The sequence below is a fragment of the Streptomyces sp. NPDC026538 genome (assembly GCF_055567535.1).
Genome location: NZ_JBVHQG010000011.1, coordinates 343,488 through 357,970, shown reverse-complemented (window position 1 = coordinate 357,970; position 14,483 = coordinate 343,488). Strand labels below are relative to the sequence as shown.

Annotated in this window: 9 protein-coding genes; 2 read left to right on the top strand and 7 right to left on the bottom strand. The window is 71.2% G+C overall.

Translation table 11 applies throughout. The features are described 5' to 3' along the window. Both ACZ4N4_RS36760 and ACZ4N4_RS36755 read right to left on the bottom strand, forming a co-directional pair. Positions 1–965: maltotransferase domain-containing protein (locus tag ACZ4N4_RS36760; RefSeq protein WP_467597036.1), on the bottom strand; the 965-nt coding region annotated here is incomplete at its 3' end. 264 nt (positions 966–1,229) lie between these two features. Then, positions 1,230–2,432: a S8 family peptidase gene (locus tag ACZ4N4_RS36755; protein ID WP_467597033.1), complete on the bottom strand. Its 1,203-nt coding sequence runs from the start codon at positions 2,430–2,432 to the stop codon at positions 1,230–1,232. Positions 2,433–2,649: 217 nt separating this feature from the next. Between ACZ4N4_RS36755 and ACZ4N4_RS36750 the strand changes: the two genes are divergently transcribed. Together ACZ4N4_RS36750 and ACZ4N4_RS36745 are read left to right on the top strand one after the other, a co-directional pair. Beyond that, entirely contained in the window at positions 2,650–5,274 is a 2,625-nt protein-coding gene (locus ACZ4N4_RS36750) for a glycosyltransferase family 1 protein (protein ID WP_467597069.1), read from the top strand. A gap of 251 nt (positions 5,275–5,525) precedes the next feature. Next, entirely contained in the window at positions 5,526–6,017 is a 492-nt protein-coding gene (locus tag ACZ4N4_RS36745; protein ID WP_467597030.1) for a SitI3 family protein, read from the top strand. 110 nt (positions 6,018–6,127) lie between these two features. Here the strand turns inward: ACZ4N4_RS36745 and ACZ4N4_RS36740 are convergent, their stop codons facing one another. The 5 genes from ACZ4N4_RS36740 to ACZ4N4_RS36720 all read right to left on the bottom strand — a co-directional run bounded on the left by ACZ4N4_RS36740 (position 6,128) and on the right by ACZ4N4_RS36720 (position 14,479). Further along, positions 6,128–6,643: a DUF1990 family protein gene (locus ACZ4N4_RS36740; RefSeq protein WP_453580733.1), complete on the bottom strand. Its 516-nt coding sequence runs from the start codon at positions 6,641–6,643 to the stop codon at positions 6,128–6,130. 64 nt (positions 6,644–6,707) lie between these two features. Continuing rightward, positions 6,708–8,351, bottom strand: coding sequence for a M4 family metallopeptidase (locus ACZ4N4_RS36735; RefSeq protein ID WP_467597027.1), 1,644 nt, complete (start codon positions 8,349–8,351; stop codon positions 6,708–6,710). 253 nt (positions 8,352–8,604) lie between these two features. Then, positions 8,605–10,638, bottom strand: coding sequence for a M4 family metallopeptidase (locus tag ACZ4N4_RS36730; protein WP_453580739.1), 2,034 nt, complete (start codon positions 10,636–10,638; stop codon positions 8,605–8,607). A 290-nt stretch (positions 10,639–10,928) separates the two neighbouring features. Beyond that, positions 10,929–12,671, bottom strand: a complete 1,743-nt coding sequence (locus ACZ4N4_RS36725; RefSeq protein WP_467597023.1) for an ABC transporter ATP-binding protein — start codon at positions 12,669–12,671, stop codon at positions 10,929–10,931. Further along, complete coding sequence (locus tag ACZ4N4_RS36720; protein WP_467597020.1) at positions 12,668–14,479, bottom strand: ABC transporter transmembrane domain-containing protein; 1,812 nt, start codon at positions 14,477–14,479, stop codon at positions 12,668–12,670. The genes ACZ4N4_RS36725 and ACZ4N4_RS36720 overlap by 4 nt, the downstream gene beginning before the upstream one ends. Positions 14,480–14,483: the final 4 nt, after the last annotated feature.

Sequence of the window (14,483 nt, the reverse complement as noted above, 5' to 3'; positions counted from 1 at the left end):
GCCTCGGCCACGAACCACCGGAAGTCCTCCAGGGTCCCCAGGTCCGGGTGGACGGCGTCGTGCCCGCCCTCCGGGGAGCCGATCGCCCAGGGCACGCCGACGTCGTCGGGGGTGGGGTCGAGGGTGTTGTTGCGGCCCTTGCGGAAGGTGGTGCCGATGGGGTGGATGGGCGGGAGGTAGACGACGTCGAAGCCCATCTCCGCGATCGCCGGCAGCCGGCGGGCCGCAGTCCGGAAGGTGCCGTGCGGGCGCTCGGGGGTGCCCTCGGAGCGGGGGAAGAACTCGTACCAGGAGCCGTACAGGGCCCGCTCGCGCTCGACGAGCAGCGGCAACGGCTCGGAGCAGGTGACCAGTTCCCGCAGCGGATACCGGGTCAGGATCTTGTCGACCTCGGGGCTGAGCGCGGCGGCGAGGCGCCAGGGTGCGGGACGGTCCTCGTCGCGCAGAGCCTGGGCGGCGGCCAGGACGACCTCCCGCTTCTTGTTCTTCGGCACCCCGGCCGCGGCCCGTTCGTAGAGCCGTGCGCCCTCCTCCAGGACCAGACCGGTGTCGATGCCCGCCGGGATCTTGATCTGGGCGTGGTGGCGCCAGGTGGTGACCGGATCTCCCCAGGCCTCCACCTGATAGGTCCAGCGGCCCGGTTTCCCGTCGACGGTGACCTCGGCGCCCCAGCGGTCGGTGCCGGGGGCCAGCTCCCGCATCGGGGTCCAGGGACCCCGGCGGCCCTTGGGGTCCTTCAGTACGACATTGGCGGCGACGGCGTCATGGCCCTCGCGGAAGACGGTGGCGGTGACCTCGAACGACTCCCCGGTCACCGCTTTGGCGGGCCGGCGCCCCTGCTGGACCAGGGGACGGACGTCGAGGACGGGTATGCGGCCGACGGCGGTGGCCTCGTCCGCGGGGGGTGCGGCACGGGATGACGTGCGCTGTGTCGGAGGTGCTGACGACTGGTGCGTGGCGGGCATGACCGCTCCTGTCCGCGGCAACGAGGGTGTGGGCGGATGGATGGTGGCGAGACGGGTCCTGCGGCTGTTTCCGAGGCTGTACTTGAGGGTCTACCTGTGCGGGGTATCAGCGCTGTGTCCATCGGGTGTACCGGAGGAGCCTTCCCACCCTATTCGGGTGGGCAATCCGGCACTTTGTTAACTACTCAGCCGTATGTCTACGCACAAGACCGGCCCCGTTCTGTACGAACGAGGCCGGTGGCGTGTTCGCATGGGGAAAACGCTTTACGTTCCCGGCACCCGGAGGAGCCGGTTCGGTGACCCCGGTCCCGCACCGGTCACCTTCCCGCTCGCGGCCCCTGCAATCAGGGCCGCGGCGACCTGAGCCGGGGTGGCCTTCGGGTGACCGGCGAGATAGAGCGCGGCGGCGCCCGCCACATGCGGTGACGCCATCGAGGTGCCCGAGTAGGTCGTCCTGCCGGTGTCGCTCGCGTACGAGTCCGAGGTGATCGCCACGCCCGGGGCGAACAGGTCGACGGCTCCACCGAAGTTGGAGAAGCGGGCGCGGGCGTCGGTGCGGTCGGTGGCGCCGACGGTGAGGGCCTGCGGTACGTCGGCCGGTGAGGAACGGGCGGCCGGGACGCCGTCGTTGCCGGCCGCGACGGTGTAGGTCATCCCGGACCGGATCGAGTTCCGCACCGCGGCGTCGAGTTGGGCGTTGTGCGCACCGCCCAGGCTGAGGTTGGCCACCGCCGGCTTGCGGGCGTGTGCGGTGACCCAGTCGATACCGGCGATGACCTGGGCGGTGGTGCCCCTGCCCGCGTTGTCCATGACCCGTACGGAGACGACCCGCGCCTTCTTGGCGATGCCGTAGCGGGTCCCGGCGATGGTGCCGGCGACATGTGTGCCGTGTCCGTTGCCGTCGCCGGCGGATCCGTCGTTCCCGACGAAGTCCCAGCCGTAGCCCGCCCGGCCGCCGAAGTCGCGGTTGCTGATCCTGATGCCGGTGTCGATCACGTAGACGGTGACGCCCGCGCCCCCCGACCCCGGCCAGGTGTACGTCCTGTCGAGCGGCAGACCCGCCTGGTCGACACGGTCCAGACCCCAGGACGGCGGGTTCGTCTGGGTGCGGTCGAGCCCTATCCGGGTGTCCTGGACGACGGACGCGACCCGCGGGTCCGCGGCGAGCCGCCGGGCCTGTCCAGCGCTTGCCTGGACGGCGTATCCGTTCAGCACCCGGCCGTAAGTATGGCTTATTTTCGCCCCATAGCGGGTGGCGACGTCCTTCCCGGCGGCCGACGCCCCCTTGATCCCCTCTTCCAGGGTCACCAGATAGCTTCCGCCGACCGAGCCCGGTCGGCCGGCGCCCAGTACGGTCCCCTCCGGTACGGCGTGTGCGGGCAGGGTGGCCGCCGACAGCACCGCGGCCGTGACGACCGCGGTCAAGCCCCCCACCAGACGCGGACGCCGGTTGATCGTCTGTGACATGGCTGTGAGTTCCCCCTCCTCAGCTCAAGGGGGCAGCGTCTCGTGCGGGGCCGGGTCCCACAAGGAGGCGTGACGCGTCTCGGTCCGTCCACCGGGGGACGGAGCCGGGGTCTGGTGCCGGAGCTCCGACAACGGCCCCCTCGACACCGGTACCGTCTGAGGGACGCCGAGCCGCACACCGCCGTACGGCTCTCACCACGAACGCGTGGAGTGGAATGTGAAGGCGATCCGTCGGTTCACCGTCCGTCCCGTTCTCCCCGACTCCCTCCGCCCCCTCAGCGACCTGGCCCGCAATCTGCGCTGGTCCTGGCATACCGAGACCCGTGACCTCTTCCAGACCGTCGACCCCGAGCGCTGGGCCGCCTCGGAGGGCGATCCGGTGCGGCTGCTCGGCAGTGTGCCGACGGCACGGCTGGCCGAGCTGGCCGGGGACCGCCGGTTCCTGCGCCGGCTGACGGCGGTCGCGGACGACCTCAACGACTATGTGACCGGCGACCGCTGGTACCAGTCCCGGCCGCAGGCCGCCGAGCTCCCGGCGGCCGTCGCCTACTTCTCGCCCGAGTTCGGCATCACCGCCGCCCTGCCGCAGTACTCCGGCGGTCTCGGCATCCTGGCCGGCGACCACCTCAAGTCGGCCAGCGATCTCGGCGTACCGCTGATCGGCGTCGGCCTCCTGTACCGGCACGGGTACTTCCGGCAGACCCTCTCCCGGGACGGCTGGCAGCAGGAGCACTATCCCGTCCTCGACCCGAACGAACTTCCGGTGGTGCCGCTGAAGGACGCCGACGGCACCCCGGCGCATGTCTCCCTGGCCCTGCCCGGCGGCCGGCCGCTGCGGGCCCGGATCTGGCTGGCCCAGGTGGGCCGGGTGCCGCTGCTGATGCTGGACTCCGACGTGGAGGAGAACGACCTCGGCGGACGCGGGGTCACCGACCGGCTCTACGGCGGCGGCAGCGAGCACCGCCTGCTCCAGGAGATGCTGCTCGGCATAGGGGGGGTGCGCGCCGTACGGACGTACTGCCGGCTGACCGGCCACCCCGAGCCCGAGGTCTTCCACACCAACGAGGGGCACGCCGGCTTCCTGGGCCTGGAGCGGATCGCCGAACTCTGTGCCCAGGGGCTGGACTTCGACTCCGCGCTGGAGGCGGTGCGCGCCGGTACCGTCTTCACCACCCACACCCCCGTCCCGGCCGGCATCGACCGCTTCGACCGGGAGCTGGTCGCCCACCACTTCGGCCCCGACGCCGAACTGCCCGGGATCGGGGTGGAGCACATCCTGCGCCTGGGGATGGAGACCTACCCCGGCGGCGAACCCAACCTCTTCAACATGGCCGTGATGGGACTGCGGCTGGCCCAGCGCGCCAACGGCGTCTCGCTGCTGCACGGCAACGTCAGCCGGGAGATGTTCTCCGGACTGTGGCCGGGGTTCGACGCCGACGAGGTGCCGATCACCTCCGTGACCAACGGGGTGCACGCGCCTACCTGGGTGGCCCCCGAGGTGGTCCGGCTGGGGGCCCGGCAGCTGGGCGACCGCCGTACCGAGGAGGCGCTGACCGTCGGCGGCACCGAGCGCTGGGACGCCGTCGCCGACGTCAGCGACCAGGAGATCTGGGACCTGCGCCGGAACCTGCGGGAGCAACTGGTGCTCGAGGTCCGGGACCGGCTGCGCGCCTCCTGGCGGCAACGGGGTGCCGGGACCGCCGAGCTGGGCTGGATCGACCACGCCCTCGACCCGGACGTGCTGACCATCGGGTTCGCCCGGCGCGTCCCCTCGTACAAGCGGCTCACGCTCATGCTGCGCGACCGCGACCGGCTGATGGACCTGCTGCTGCACGCCGAACGGCCGATCCAGGTCGTGGTGGCCGGAAAGGCGCACCCGGCGGACGACGGCGGCAAGCGGCTGGTCCAGGAACTGGTCCGGTTCGCCGACGACCCGCGGGTCCGGCACCGGATCGTCTTCCTGCCCGACTACGGCATGGCGATGGCGCAGAAGCTGCTGACCGGCTGCGACATCTGGCTGAACAACCCGCTGCGCCCGCTGGAGGCGTGCGGGACCAGCGGGATGAAGTCGGCGCTCAACGGCGGCCTCAACCTCTCCGTCCTGGACGGCTGGTGGGACGAATGGTTCCAGCCGGACTTCGGCTGGGCGATCCCGACCGCGGACGGCGCCGGCACCGATCCCGAGCGCCGGGACGACATCGAGGCGGCCGCCCTCTACGACCTCCTCGAAGAGCGGGTCACCCCGCGCTTCTACGAGCGCGGGCAGAGCGGGTTCCCGGACCGCTGGATCGAGATGGTCCGCCAGACGCTGACCCTGCTGGGCCCGAAGGTGCTGGCGGGCCGGATGGTCCGGGAGTACGTGGAGCGCCTCTACACCCCCGCGGCGCACGCCCACCGCTCGATGACCACCGACACGGCCCGTGAACTGTCCGCCTGGAAGAGCAGGGTGCGGGGCGCCTGGCACGGGGTGTCGGTCGACCACGTGGAGACCACCGCGGCCACGGCCACCGCCGAACTCGGCACCACCCTCGCGCTGCGCGTCCGGGTCCGCCTCGGCGACCTCACACCCGACGACGTGGAGGTCCAGGCGGTCTCCGGCCGGGTCGACCCGGAGGACCGCATCACGGACGCGACGACGGTCCCCTTGAAGCCGACGGGAGGCCCGGACCTGGAGGGCCACTGGACCTACGAGGGCCCCCTCTCCCTGGACCGCACGGGCCCCTACGGCTACACGGTCCGCGTCCTCCCGGCCCACCGGCTCCTTGCCTCCAGCGCGGAACTGGGCTTGGTGACATCCCCGCCGGAGAGCGCGGTGGAAGGGGCCGGCGTGCTGATGCGGTGACACCGGGACGACGGACGACCGAGGGCGGGCGATCTTTGCCCGCCCTCGGCTCACGGCTCGCCTTTCGCTGCCGCCGCCTTGCCGAACCATGCCGAACGGCACGAAGCCTGATTTCCGGATCGAGGGTCAGATCGAGAAGAAGGTGGACAAGGGACAGACGGAACGTGTCGTCCTCAACCTCGGAGACAGCAATGCCGACCTCGGAGCCCGTCGTTCATCTCTATCCGTAGGAATCAGGGGATATTTTCTCAATGGCCATCGAATTCGACCTCGACATCGCGACGGGATCGGCTGTCGCCGAGGTCGCCTCACGTCTCGCCGGGGTCGGCACCGAGACCGGTGTGTTCGACGCGTCGATGACGGCCGTACGACTGACGGAGCGCGGGGTGTTCGCGCTCAGCCGGCTGGGGACATGCGTGAGCGTCGTCCGGCAGGAACCGCCGCATCCATGGCACCCCGTCGTCGCCGGTCTCGGTTTCACGCCCAGGGTCGGGGTGGGCTTCCGTATGGCCAAAGGGGTCGAGGTCGCGGAGCAGCAGGACGACATGATCCGTCTGGTGGCGCCGTTGCTGGAGCGGATCGACGGCGACGCGGTGCTGCACTTCCAGTTCGAGGTGATCTGGCTGCTGCGCAGCAACGGCGAACTCAGCCTGAACGAAAGGGACGACATCTGGCGGCCGCAGCGGCTGGCCTTGATGAGGGAGCCGTTCCGCCGGGAGACCCACAGCATGGACTCGGAATGAGCCGGCCGCCGCGCATCGGATTTCAGGCGACCGACATGCCCGGCCCTGAGCAGGAGCGGGCATGGGCGGTGTTGCGGGACCAGCATGCGCGGGCGATGCCCGTCTGACCGTCAGAACTCCGGCTCCGCCGCTGCGCACAGCCTCCGCAGTACCGCCCCGCAGCGGCGGGCGTACGCGTGCTGGAGCCCCCGGGTCGCGGCGCCGCCCGCCCGGGCGTACCACTTCGCCGCCTTGCTGAAGGCCGCGACCGTCAGCCACACGGTGCCGTCGCCCGTGCGGTCGACCACGAAGGCCTCCTCGCCGCATTCGGGATGGCCGGTGAGGGTGCCGTAGGCCCAGCCGGCGCGGCGGGACTCCTCCAGCGTCCAGACGACACGACAGGGGGCTTTGATGAGGCCGGCGAGCGTGACCGTGACGTCGACGCCGGGGGCCGCGCGGTCGGCGGAGGCCTCGATGCCGACGCCCAGGGCGCGGTGGAGTTCCCAGGTGAGGACCGTCTCGGCGGCCTTGTGGAAGACCTCCGCGCCCTCGCCTATGCGCGTGCGCACATGGAGGGGGCGGAAGCCGGGCGGGCAGGCGGCGAGGTCCTCGCGGGTCGCGCCGACCGCCTCGTACGTGAAGGACATGGGAGAGAGCGTAGGACGGACCCCGGGGACACCTTCGTCCCGGGGTCCGTCCGTACCGCTGCTATCAGGTCACGTTGACGGCCGTCCAGGCCGCCGCCACCGCGTTGTACTCGGTGGAGCCGGAGCCGTACAGGGCGGCCGCCGCCGAGAGGGTGCCGGTGCGCGCCGACTTGTAGTTGGTGGTCGACGTGAAGTACGTCGTCAGCGCCTTGTACCAGATCTGCAGCGCCTTGGCCCGGCCGATGCCGGTGACCGTGGAGCCGTTGTACGTAGGCGAGTTGTAGCTGACGCCGTTGATCGTCTTCGCGCCGCTGCCCTCGGACAGCAGGTAGAAGAAGTGGTTGGCGACACCCGACGAGTAGTGCACGTCGAGGTTGCCGACCGAGGAGGACCAGTAGTTGGCGGAGCCGCCGTCCTTGCTGGGCTGGTCCATGTAGCGCAGCGGGGTGCCGTCGCCGTTGATGTTGATCTTCTCGCCGATGAGGTAGTCGCCGACGTCGGAGGAGTTGGCCGCGTAGAACTCCACGCCGGTGCCGAAGATGTCGGAGGTGGCCTCGTTCAGGCCGCCGGACTCGCCGCTGTAGTTGAGGCCCGCGGTGTTGGCGGTGACGCCGTGGCTCATCTCGTGGCCGGCCACGTCCAGCGAGGTCAGCGGGTGGGTGTTGCTCGAGCCGTCGCCGTAGGTCATGCAGAAGCAGCTGTCGTCCCAGAACGCGTTGACGTACGAGCTGCCGTAGTGCACGCGGGAGTAGGCGCCGACGCCGTTGTTCTTGATGCCGCTGCGGCCGAAGGTGTTCTTGTAGAAGTCCCACGTCTCCTGGGCGCCGTAGGCGGCATCCGCGGCGGCGGTCTGGTCGGTGGTGGAGCTGGAGGCGGTGCCGGTGCCCCAGACGTTGTCCGCGTCGGTGAACAGCGTGCCGGTGCCGGACGTGCCGTGCTTCAGGTTGTACGTCTTGTGGCTGCCGCGCGTGGCGTCGGTCAGGCTGTACGTCGAGCCCGACAGGGTGGTGTCGAGGCTGACGGTGCCCGAGTACAGCGTCTTGCCGGTGCCGGTGGCGTTCTCGATGCCCTGGTACTCGAAGAGCTTCTTGCCGGTGGCGGCGTCGGTGATGACGTGCAGCTGGTTGGGGGTGCCGTCGTCCTGGAAGCCGCCGACGACCGTCTCGTAGGCGAGGACGGGGGTGCCGGAGCCGGCCCAGATGACCTTGCGGGCGCCGTCGGCCGCCGACTTGCTGGAGCCCAGCGACTTGGCGGCGGTGAGCGCCGACTTCTCCGCCTTGGCGGTGCTGATCTGCGGCTTGAGGGAGGCCACCTTGATGGCCGTCTTGGTCGCCTTGGTGACGCCCTCGGTCTTGCCGGCCTTGGAGGTGTGCACGACCAGGTCGCCGCCGAGGACCGGGAGGCCCGCGTAGGTGCGCTCGTAGCGCGTGTGGACGGTGCCGTCGACGTCCTTCACGACGTCCTTGACGACCAGCTTCTCCTTGGCGCCGAGGCCTATCTGCTGCGCGGTCTCGGTGACGTCCGCCTGCGCCTTCTGGATGAGGGCGGTGCGGGCGGAGTTGGAGAGCAGGGTGGGGGCGGCAGCCAGCGGCTGCTTGGCGGCGGCCGTGGCGTTCGCGGTCATACCCGTGGTGAGCAGGGCGCCGGCGGCGACAGCGGTGGCTATGGCCAGAGTGGTGCGCTTGTGACGCGCGTAGAGGGGGCTCACTCAAGCTCCTTCAGAATGTGGGGAGTCCGGGGCGATGTGGGGTTACCGGCCCGGCTGTGGGGTTGTGAAGTTGCTGTGCTGTGCGACGGGTGAAGGAAGAGTGGCATCAAGGTCGCGTACATGTCAGGACCCTGAAGTGATGTTGGCCGAAAAGTAGGTGTTGGGTGAACATTGCGAGCATGTAAAACGGGCGCCGCCCGAGGGGAGTCGAACCCCCGGACGGCGCCCGTCGCTCACGCCCGTGTCCTGCGGTTTACGGGAAGGTCAGCTTCCAGCTGTTGATCGTGCCGACGTCCTGTGCGGCCTGGTCCTGGACCTTCAGCTTCCAGGTCCCATTGGCCGATTCCGACGAGGCGTTCACCGTGTAGGTGTCCGTCACGTTGTCCGCGGAGTCGGACGAGCTGAAGGCCTTCAGGCGGTACGACGTCCCGGACGGACCGACGAGGTCGATCACCAGGTCGCCGCGCCAGGTGTGGCTGATATTCGGCGTCACCTGGAGGTTGGTCGGCGCGTTCCCGGTCCGGCCGGAGACCGTGATCGACGAGGTGACCGCCGGCCCGTTGTCCGGAATCGACACGGGTGTGGTGCTCTCGTACGAGGTGCCCGTACCGCCACCGCCGCCGGAGCGCGAGCCGACCGCCACGGCCGCCCAGGCGTCCTGCACCGCCTTGTACTCGGTGCTCGTGGTGCCGTACAGCTCACCCGCCGCCGCGAGGGTGCCGGTGCGGGCGGCCGCGTAGTTGGTGGTCGAGGTGAACTTGGTGGTGAGCGCCCGGTACCAGATCTGGAGCGCCTTGGCCCGGCCGATGCCGGTGACCGGAAGGCCGTCCTTCGTGGGCGAGTTGTAGCTGACGCCGTTGATGACCTTGGCGCCGCTGCCCTCGCTCAGCAGGTAGAAGAAGTGGTTCGCCACGCCGGACGAGTAGTGCACGTCGAGTCCGCCGACCGACGAGGACCAGTAGTCGGCCGAACCGCCGTCCTTGCTCGGCTTGTCCATGTAGCGCAGCGGGGTGCCGTCGCCGTTGATGTCGATCTTCTCGCCGATGAGGTAGTCGCCGACGTCGGAGGAGTTGGCCGCGTAGAACTCCACGCCGGTGCCGAAGATGTCCGAGGTGGCCTCGTTCAGGCCGCCGGACTCGCCGCTGTAGTTGAGACCCGCGGTGTTGGAGGTGACACCGTGGCTCATCTCGTGGCCGGCCACGTCGAGGGCGGTCAGCGGGTCCGCGTTGCCGGAACCGTCGCCGTACGTCATGCAGAAGCAGCCGTCGTCCCAGAACGCGTTCACGTACGAGTTGCCGTAGTGGACCCGGGAGTAGGCGCCGACACCGTTGTTCTTGATGCCGCTGCGGCCGAAGGTGTTCTTGTAGAAGTCCCAGGTCTCGGCGGCACCGTAGTGCGCGTCGGCGCCCGCGGTGGCGGCGTTCGACGTGGTGCCGTTGCCCCAGGTGTTGCTCGACTGCGAGAACAGCGTGCCGGTGCCCGAGGTGCCGTGGTTCAGGTTGTACGTCTTGTGGCCGCCGCGGTCGCCGTCGGTCAGGTTGTACGTCGAGCCCGACTGGGTCGTCGACAGCGACACCGTCCCGCTGTACTGGGTGTTGCCGGTGCCCGTGACGTTCTCGATGCCCTGGTACTCGAAGAGCTTCTTGCCGGTGGCGGCGTCGGTGATGACGTGCAGCTGGTTGGGGGTGCCGTCGTCCTGGAAGCCGCCGACGACCGTCTCGTAGGCGAGGACGGGGGTGCCGGAGCCGGCCCAGATCACCTTGCGGGCGCCGTCGGCCGCCGACTTGGTGGAGCCGAGGGTCCTGGCGCGGGAGACGGCCTGCTTCTCGGCGCTCGCCGCGCTGACCGCCGGGGTGAGGTCGGCGACCTTGAGCGTGGCGTTGTTCGCCTTGATGACACGCTCGGTGGCGCCCGACTTGGCGGTGTCGACGATCAGGTCGCCGCCGAGGACCGGGAGGCCCGCGTAGGTGCGCTCGTAGCGGGTGTGGACGGTGCCGTCGGCGTCCTTCACGACGTCCTTGACGACCAGCTTCTCCTTGGTGCCGAGGCCTATCGACCTGGCTGTGGCGGCCTTCTCGGCGGTCGCGTCACGCAGCAGCTCCGCGCGCTGCGAGGGCGAGAGCTTGACGGCGGCGTGCGCGGGGTTGATCCTGCCGGCCTGCGGTGCGGCCGGGGTGGCGCTGGCGGCGCCCGACTGGACGGCGGCGGCGATCAGGGCGGTGACGCCCGCGAGGGCCACTACTGCGGTGCGGTGGGGGGTGCGTCTGCGAGAGGAACTGCTTCTCAACACTGACTCCTTCTGCGTGGCCGCGGGTCACGCGGCCAGGGGAGATCCGGAGGGCGGGTGGGCCGTCCGGGCAGAACATGCGGAACAGGCGGAACGCGGAACCACGTACGCGTGCAGTGCCGGACCCGGCAGCGACAGGGTGATTCTGTGGGGTTGCTGTGAGTCGGCCGTGGGAAGAGTGGCACCAGAAAACGCGATCTGTCAGGACCGCGTCAGGAATTTGGCCGGAAATCGTTCGTTGACCGGATGTTCATGTTCGGTATGCGGATCGTTCGGCGAGCGGACCGGCGTCAGGGCACCTTGTCGCCGTGCCAGGTCGCCCAGAGCGCCGCGTACGCCCCGCCCGCGGCCACCAGCTCCTCGTGGGTGCCCAGTTCGGTGAGCAGGCCGTCCTCCATCACGGCCACCCGGTCGGCGTCGTGCGCGGTGTGCAGCCGGTGGGCGATGGCGATGACCGTCCGGCCCTCGAGGACGGCGGCCAGGGCCCGCTCGGCGTGCCGGGCGGTCGCCGGGTCCAGCAGCGCCGTCGCCTCGTCCAGGATCAGCGTGTGCGGGTCCGCCAGCACCACGCGGGCCAGCGCGAGTTGCTGCGCCTGGGAGCCGTCCGTGGCCCGACCGCCCGCGCCGAGCACGGTGTCGAGGCCGCCGGGGAGGCCGCGGACCCAGCCGTCGGCGCCGACGGCCGTCAGCGCCGTCCACAGGTCCGTGTCGCCCGCGGACGGTTCGGCGATCAGCAGGTTGTCCCGGACCGTGCCGAGGAAGACGTGGTGTTCCTGGGTGACCAGGACGACCTGGCGGCGCAGCAGCTCCGGTGCCAGCCCGGCGATCGGCACCCCGCCCACGGTCACGGTGCCCGACCCCGGCGCGTCGACGCCCGCCAGCAGCCGGCTCAGCGTCGTCTTCCCGGCGCCGGACGGTCCGACCACCGCCAGCCGCTCCCCGGGCCGCACCGTGAGATCCACCCCGCGCAGCACCTCGCCGCCGTGCTCATAGGCGTACCGCACCCCGCGCACGTCGATCCGGTCGTCCGCCGGAGCCGGCGACCCGCCGTCCGCCTCGGTCCGCGGTGCCTGCGCCAGCCCCTCGACCCGGGCGAACGAGGCGCTGCTGGACTGGAGTTGCTCCACCCGCATCAGGATCTGGTCCAGCGGCTCCGTGAACTGCCTCAGATACAGCGCCGCCGACACCACCACGCCGACCCCGACATGGAGCAGTCCGCCGACCAGCAGCACCCCGGCCACCGGCAGGGTGTACGACACCTCGACCGCCGGGAAGAACACGGTCCGCAGATACAGCGTGTAGAAGCGGGTCTTCCGGTTGGCCTCCAGCGCTTCCCGGCTCGCCGCGATCCGCTGCTCCTGGAGCCGGAACGCCTCCACCGTGCGCGCGCCCGCCACCGTCGCCGTGACGATCTCCGCGACCCCGGAGGTCGTCGCGCCCTCCCCGAGATAGCCGTCCCGGGCCCGGCGCAGATACCAGCGCAGGGCGAACCAGATCGGGGTCAGCCCGAGCACCCCGAACGCGCCCAGCATCGGATCCAGTGCGAAGACCGCGGCCATCACGAACAGCGCCTGCACCGAGCAGACCAGCAGTTCGGGCCCGACGTCGCGCAGCGTGGTGCCGACGGTGCTCACGTCGGAGGTGCCGCGCGCGGTCAGATCCCCGGAGCCGGCCCGCTCCACGACCGACGCGGGCAGGGCGAGCGCCCGGTCCACGAACTCCTCGCGCACCCGGGCCAGGGTCCGCTCCCCGAACCGGTGGCCGAGGTAGCGGGCGGAGCGGGCGAGCAGCAGCTGGGCGAGCGAGCAGAGCAGGATCCCCAGGGCGAGACGGTCCACGGCGCCGACGCCGCGGCCGGCCCGGACCGCGTCCACGATCCGGCCGACCAGCCACGGGCCGGCCAGGCCGGTGCCGGCGGCGAGCGCGTTCAGCAGCAAGGCGGCCGAGAAGGCCCCGCGGTCGGCCCGCACCAGGCGGAGCACGGCCCGCCGCACATCGGCCCGTGCGGCGACGGGCAGTTGGCTCGCCGTCACCGTACGGCCTCCTCTTCCTCCTCCGCGTCCCGCGCCACCAGGGCGCGGTAGCCGGGCTCGTACTCCAGCAGGCCCTCGTGGGTGCCGGTCGCCGCGACCTTGCCGTCGACCAGGAAGACCACCTCGTCGGCGCGGGCCAGCATCAGGGGGGAGGTGGTGGTGAGGAGGGTGGTGCGGCCGGCGCGGGCGGTGCGCAGGCGCTCCGCCACGAGGGACTCCGTGTGGGCGTCGAGAGCGGAGGTGGGTTCCACGGCGAGGAGGACCTCGGGGTCGGTGAGGAGGGCGCGGGCCAGGCGGATGCGTTGGCGTTGGCCGCCGGAGAGGTTGCGGGCCTGGGCGGAGATCTCCGAGTCGAGGCCGTTCGGGAGGGCCTGGACGATGTCGTTCGCCGCGGCCGCGTGGAGGGCGTGGGTGGTTCGCGCGTCAGGGGGTGCGACGGAAGGCGCGGCGGCGGGTGCGGGTGGTTCGTGGTTGATCGCGCGGTTCCCGGCGCCCCTGCGGGGCGCGTTGTGGCCGCCCGTCTGATACAGCTCCGCGCCCCTCAGGGCGTTGCGCAGGCGGTCGGCGAAGAAGTGGGCATCGTTGTCCGCCACCAGGATGCGGGACCGGACCTCCTGTAGGGGGACGGCGTCCAGGCGGGTCTCTCCCCAGGTGACGTTCGACCGTGTGTAGCGGCCCAGGCGGTCGATCACCGCCGTCGTCTCCGTCGAGTTCGCGCCCACCAGTGCCGTCAGCCGGCCCGGGCGCACCCGTACCCCCGACTCCGGGTCGTGCAGGACCGTCGGGCCGGCCGGGGCCTGCTCCGTGCCCTCGTCCGGCTCCGGGGCCAGGTGCAGCAGGCCCACCACCCTGCGGGCGGCCACCACGCCCCGGCTGAGTTGGTAGCCCATGTCCAGGAAGAACGCCACCGGGCCCACCAGGACCGCGACATAGCCGTACACCGACACCAGCTGGCCCACCGTGATCTCCCCGCGGGCGGCCATCCGGGCCGCGATCCAGGTCACCACCGCCAGGTACACCGTGGGCAGGCCGACGCCCAGGGCCTGGACCCAGCTGGCGACCGCGCCCACCCGGTAGCCCTGCACGCGCAGGTGCTGTGAGTCCTTGCGGAAGGCGTCCGCGAACAGGCCCTTGCCGCCGAGGCCGTTGAGGACGCGGAGGCCGCCCGCGAGGTCCCCGATGCGGGCCGTGAGGACGCCCTGGCGTTCCCGGTACTCGGTCTCCCGGCCCTGGAGCCGCCGGGTCAGCGGGCCCGCGAGCAGCGCCACCACCGGCACTCCGAGCAGGACCACGAAGGTCAGCAGGGGCGAGATGGGCACCAGCAGGCCGGCCACCACCGCGTACACCACGACCGCGCCCACCCCGGGGCCGACGACGGTCAGCGCCTGGGCGATGGTGTGCACGTCACCGACGCCGATCGTGACGACCTCACCGGCTCCCGTCCGCCGGGGCAGTGCGGCACCGAGCCGTACCGCGTGGCCGACGACCACCTTGATCGTCCGGAAGTACGCGTCCATGCGCACCCGGGTCATCGTGCGGTGGCGCATGATGCTGATCCACGCGTTGACCGCCCCGAGGACGAAGATCGCGGCCGTCCACCCGGCCAGCACCCACAGGTGCCCCGGCACCAGGCCGTCGTCCACGGCCCGGGCCATCAGGTACGGCGTTCCGGCCATCAGCGTCAGCCAGGCGCTGCCCAGCAGCGCCCCGGCCAGCGAGCGGCCCGGCTGGCGGTGCACCAGCCACCACAGGTAGTACCAGCCACCGCGTGTGTCGGGCGTGCCCGGATCCTCGTACGCGTTGATCACCCCG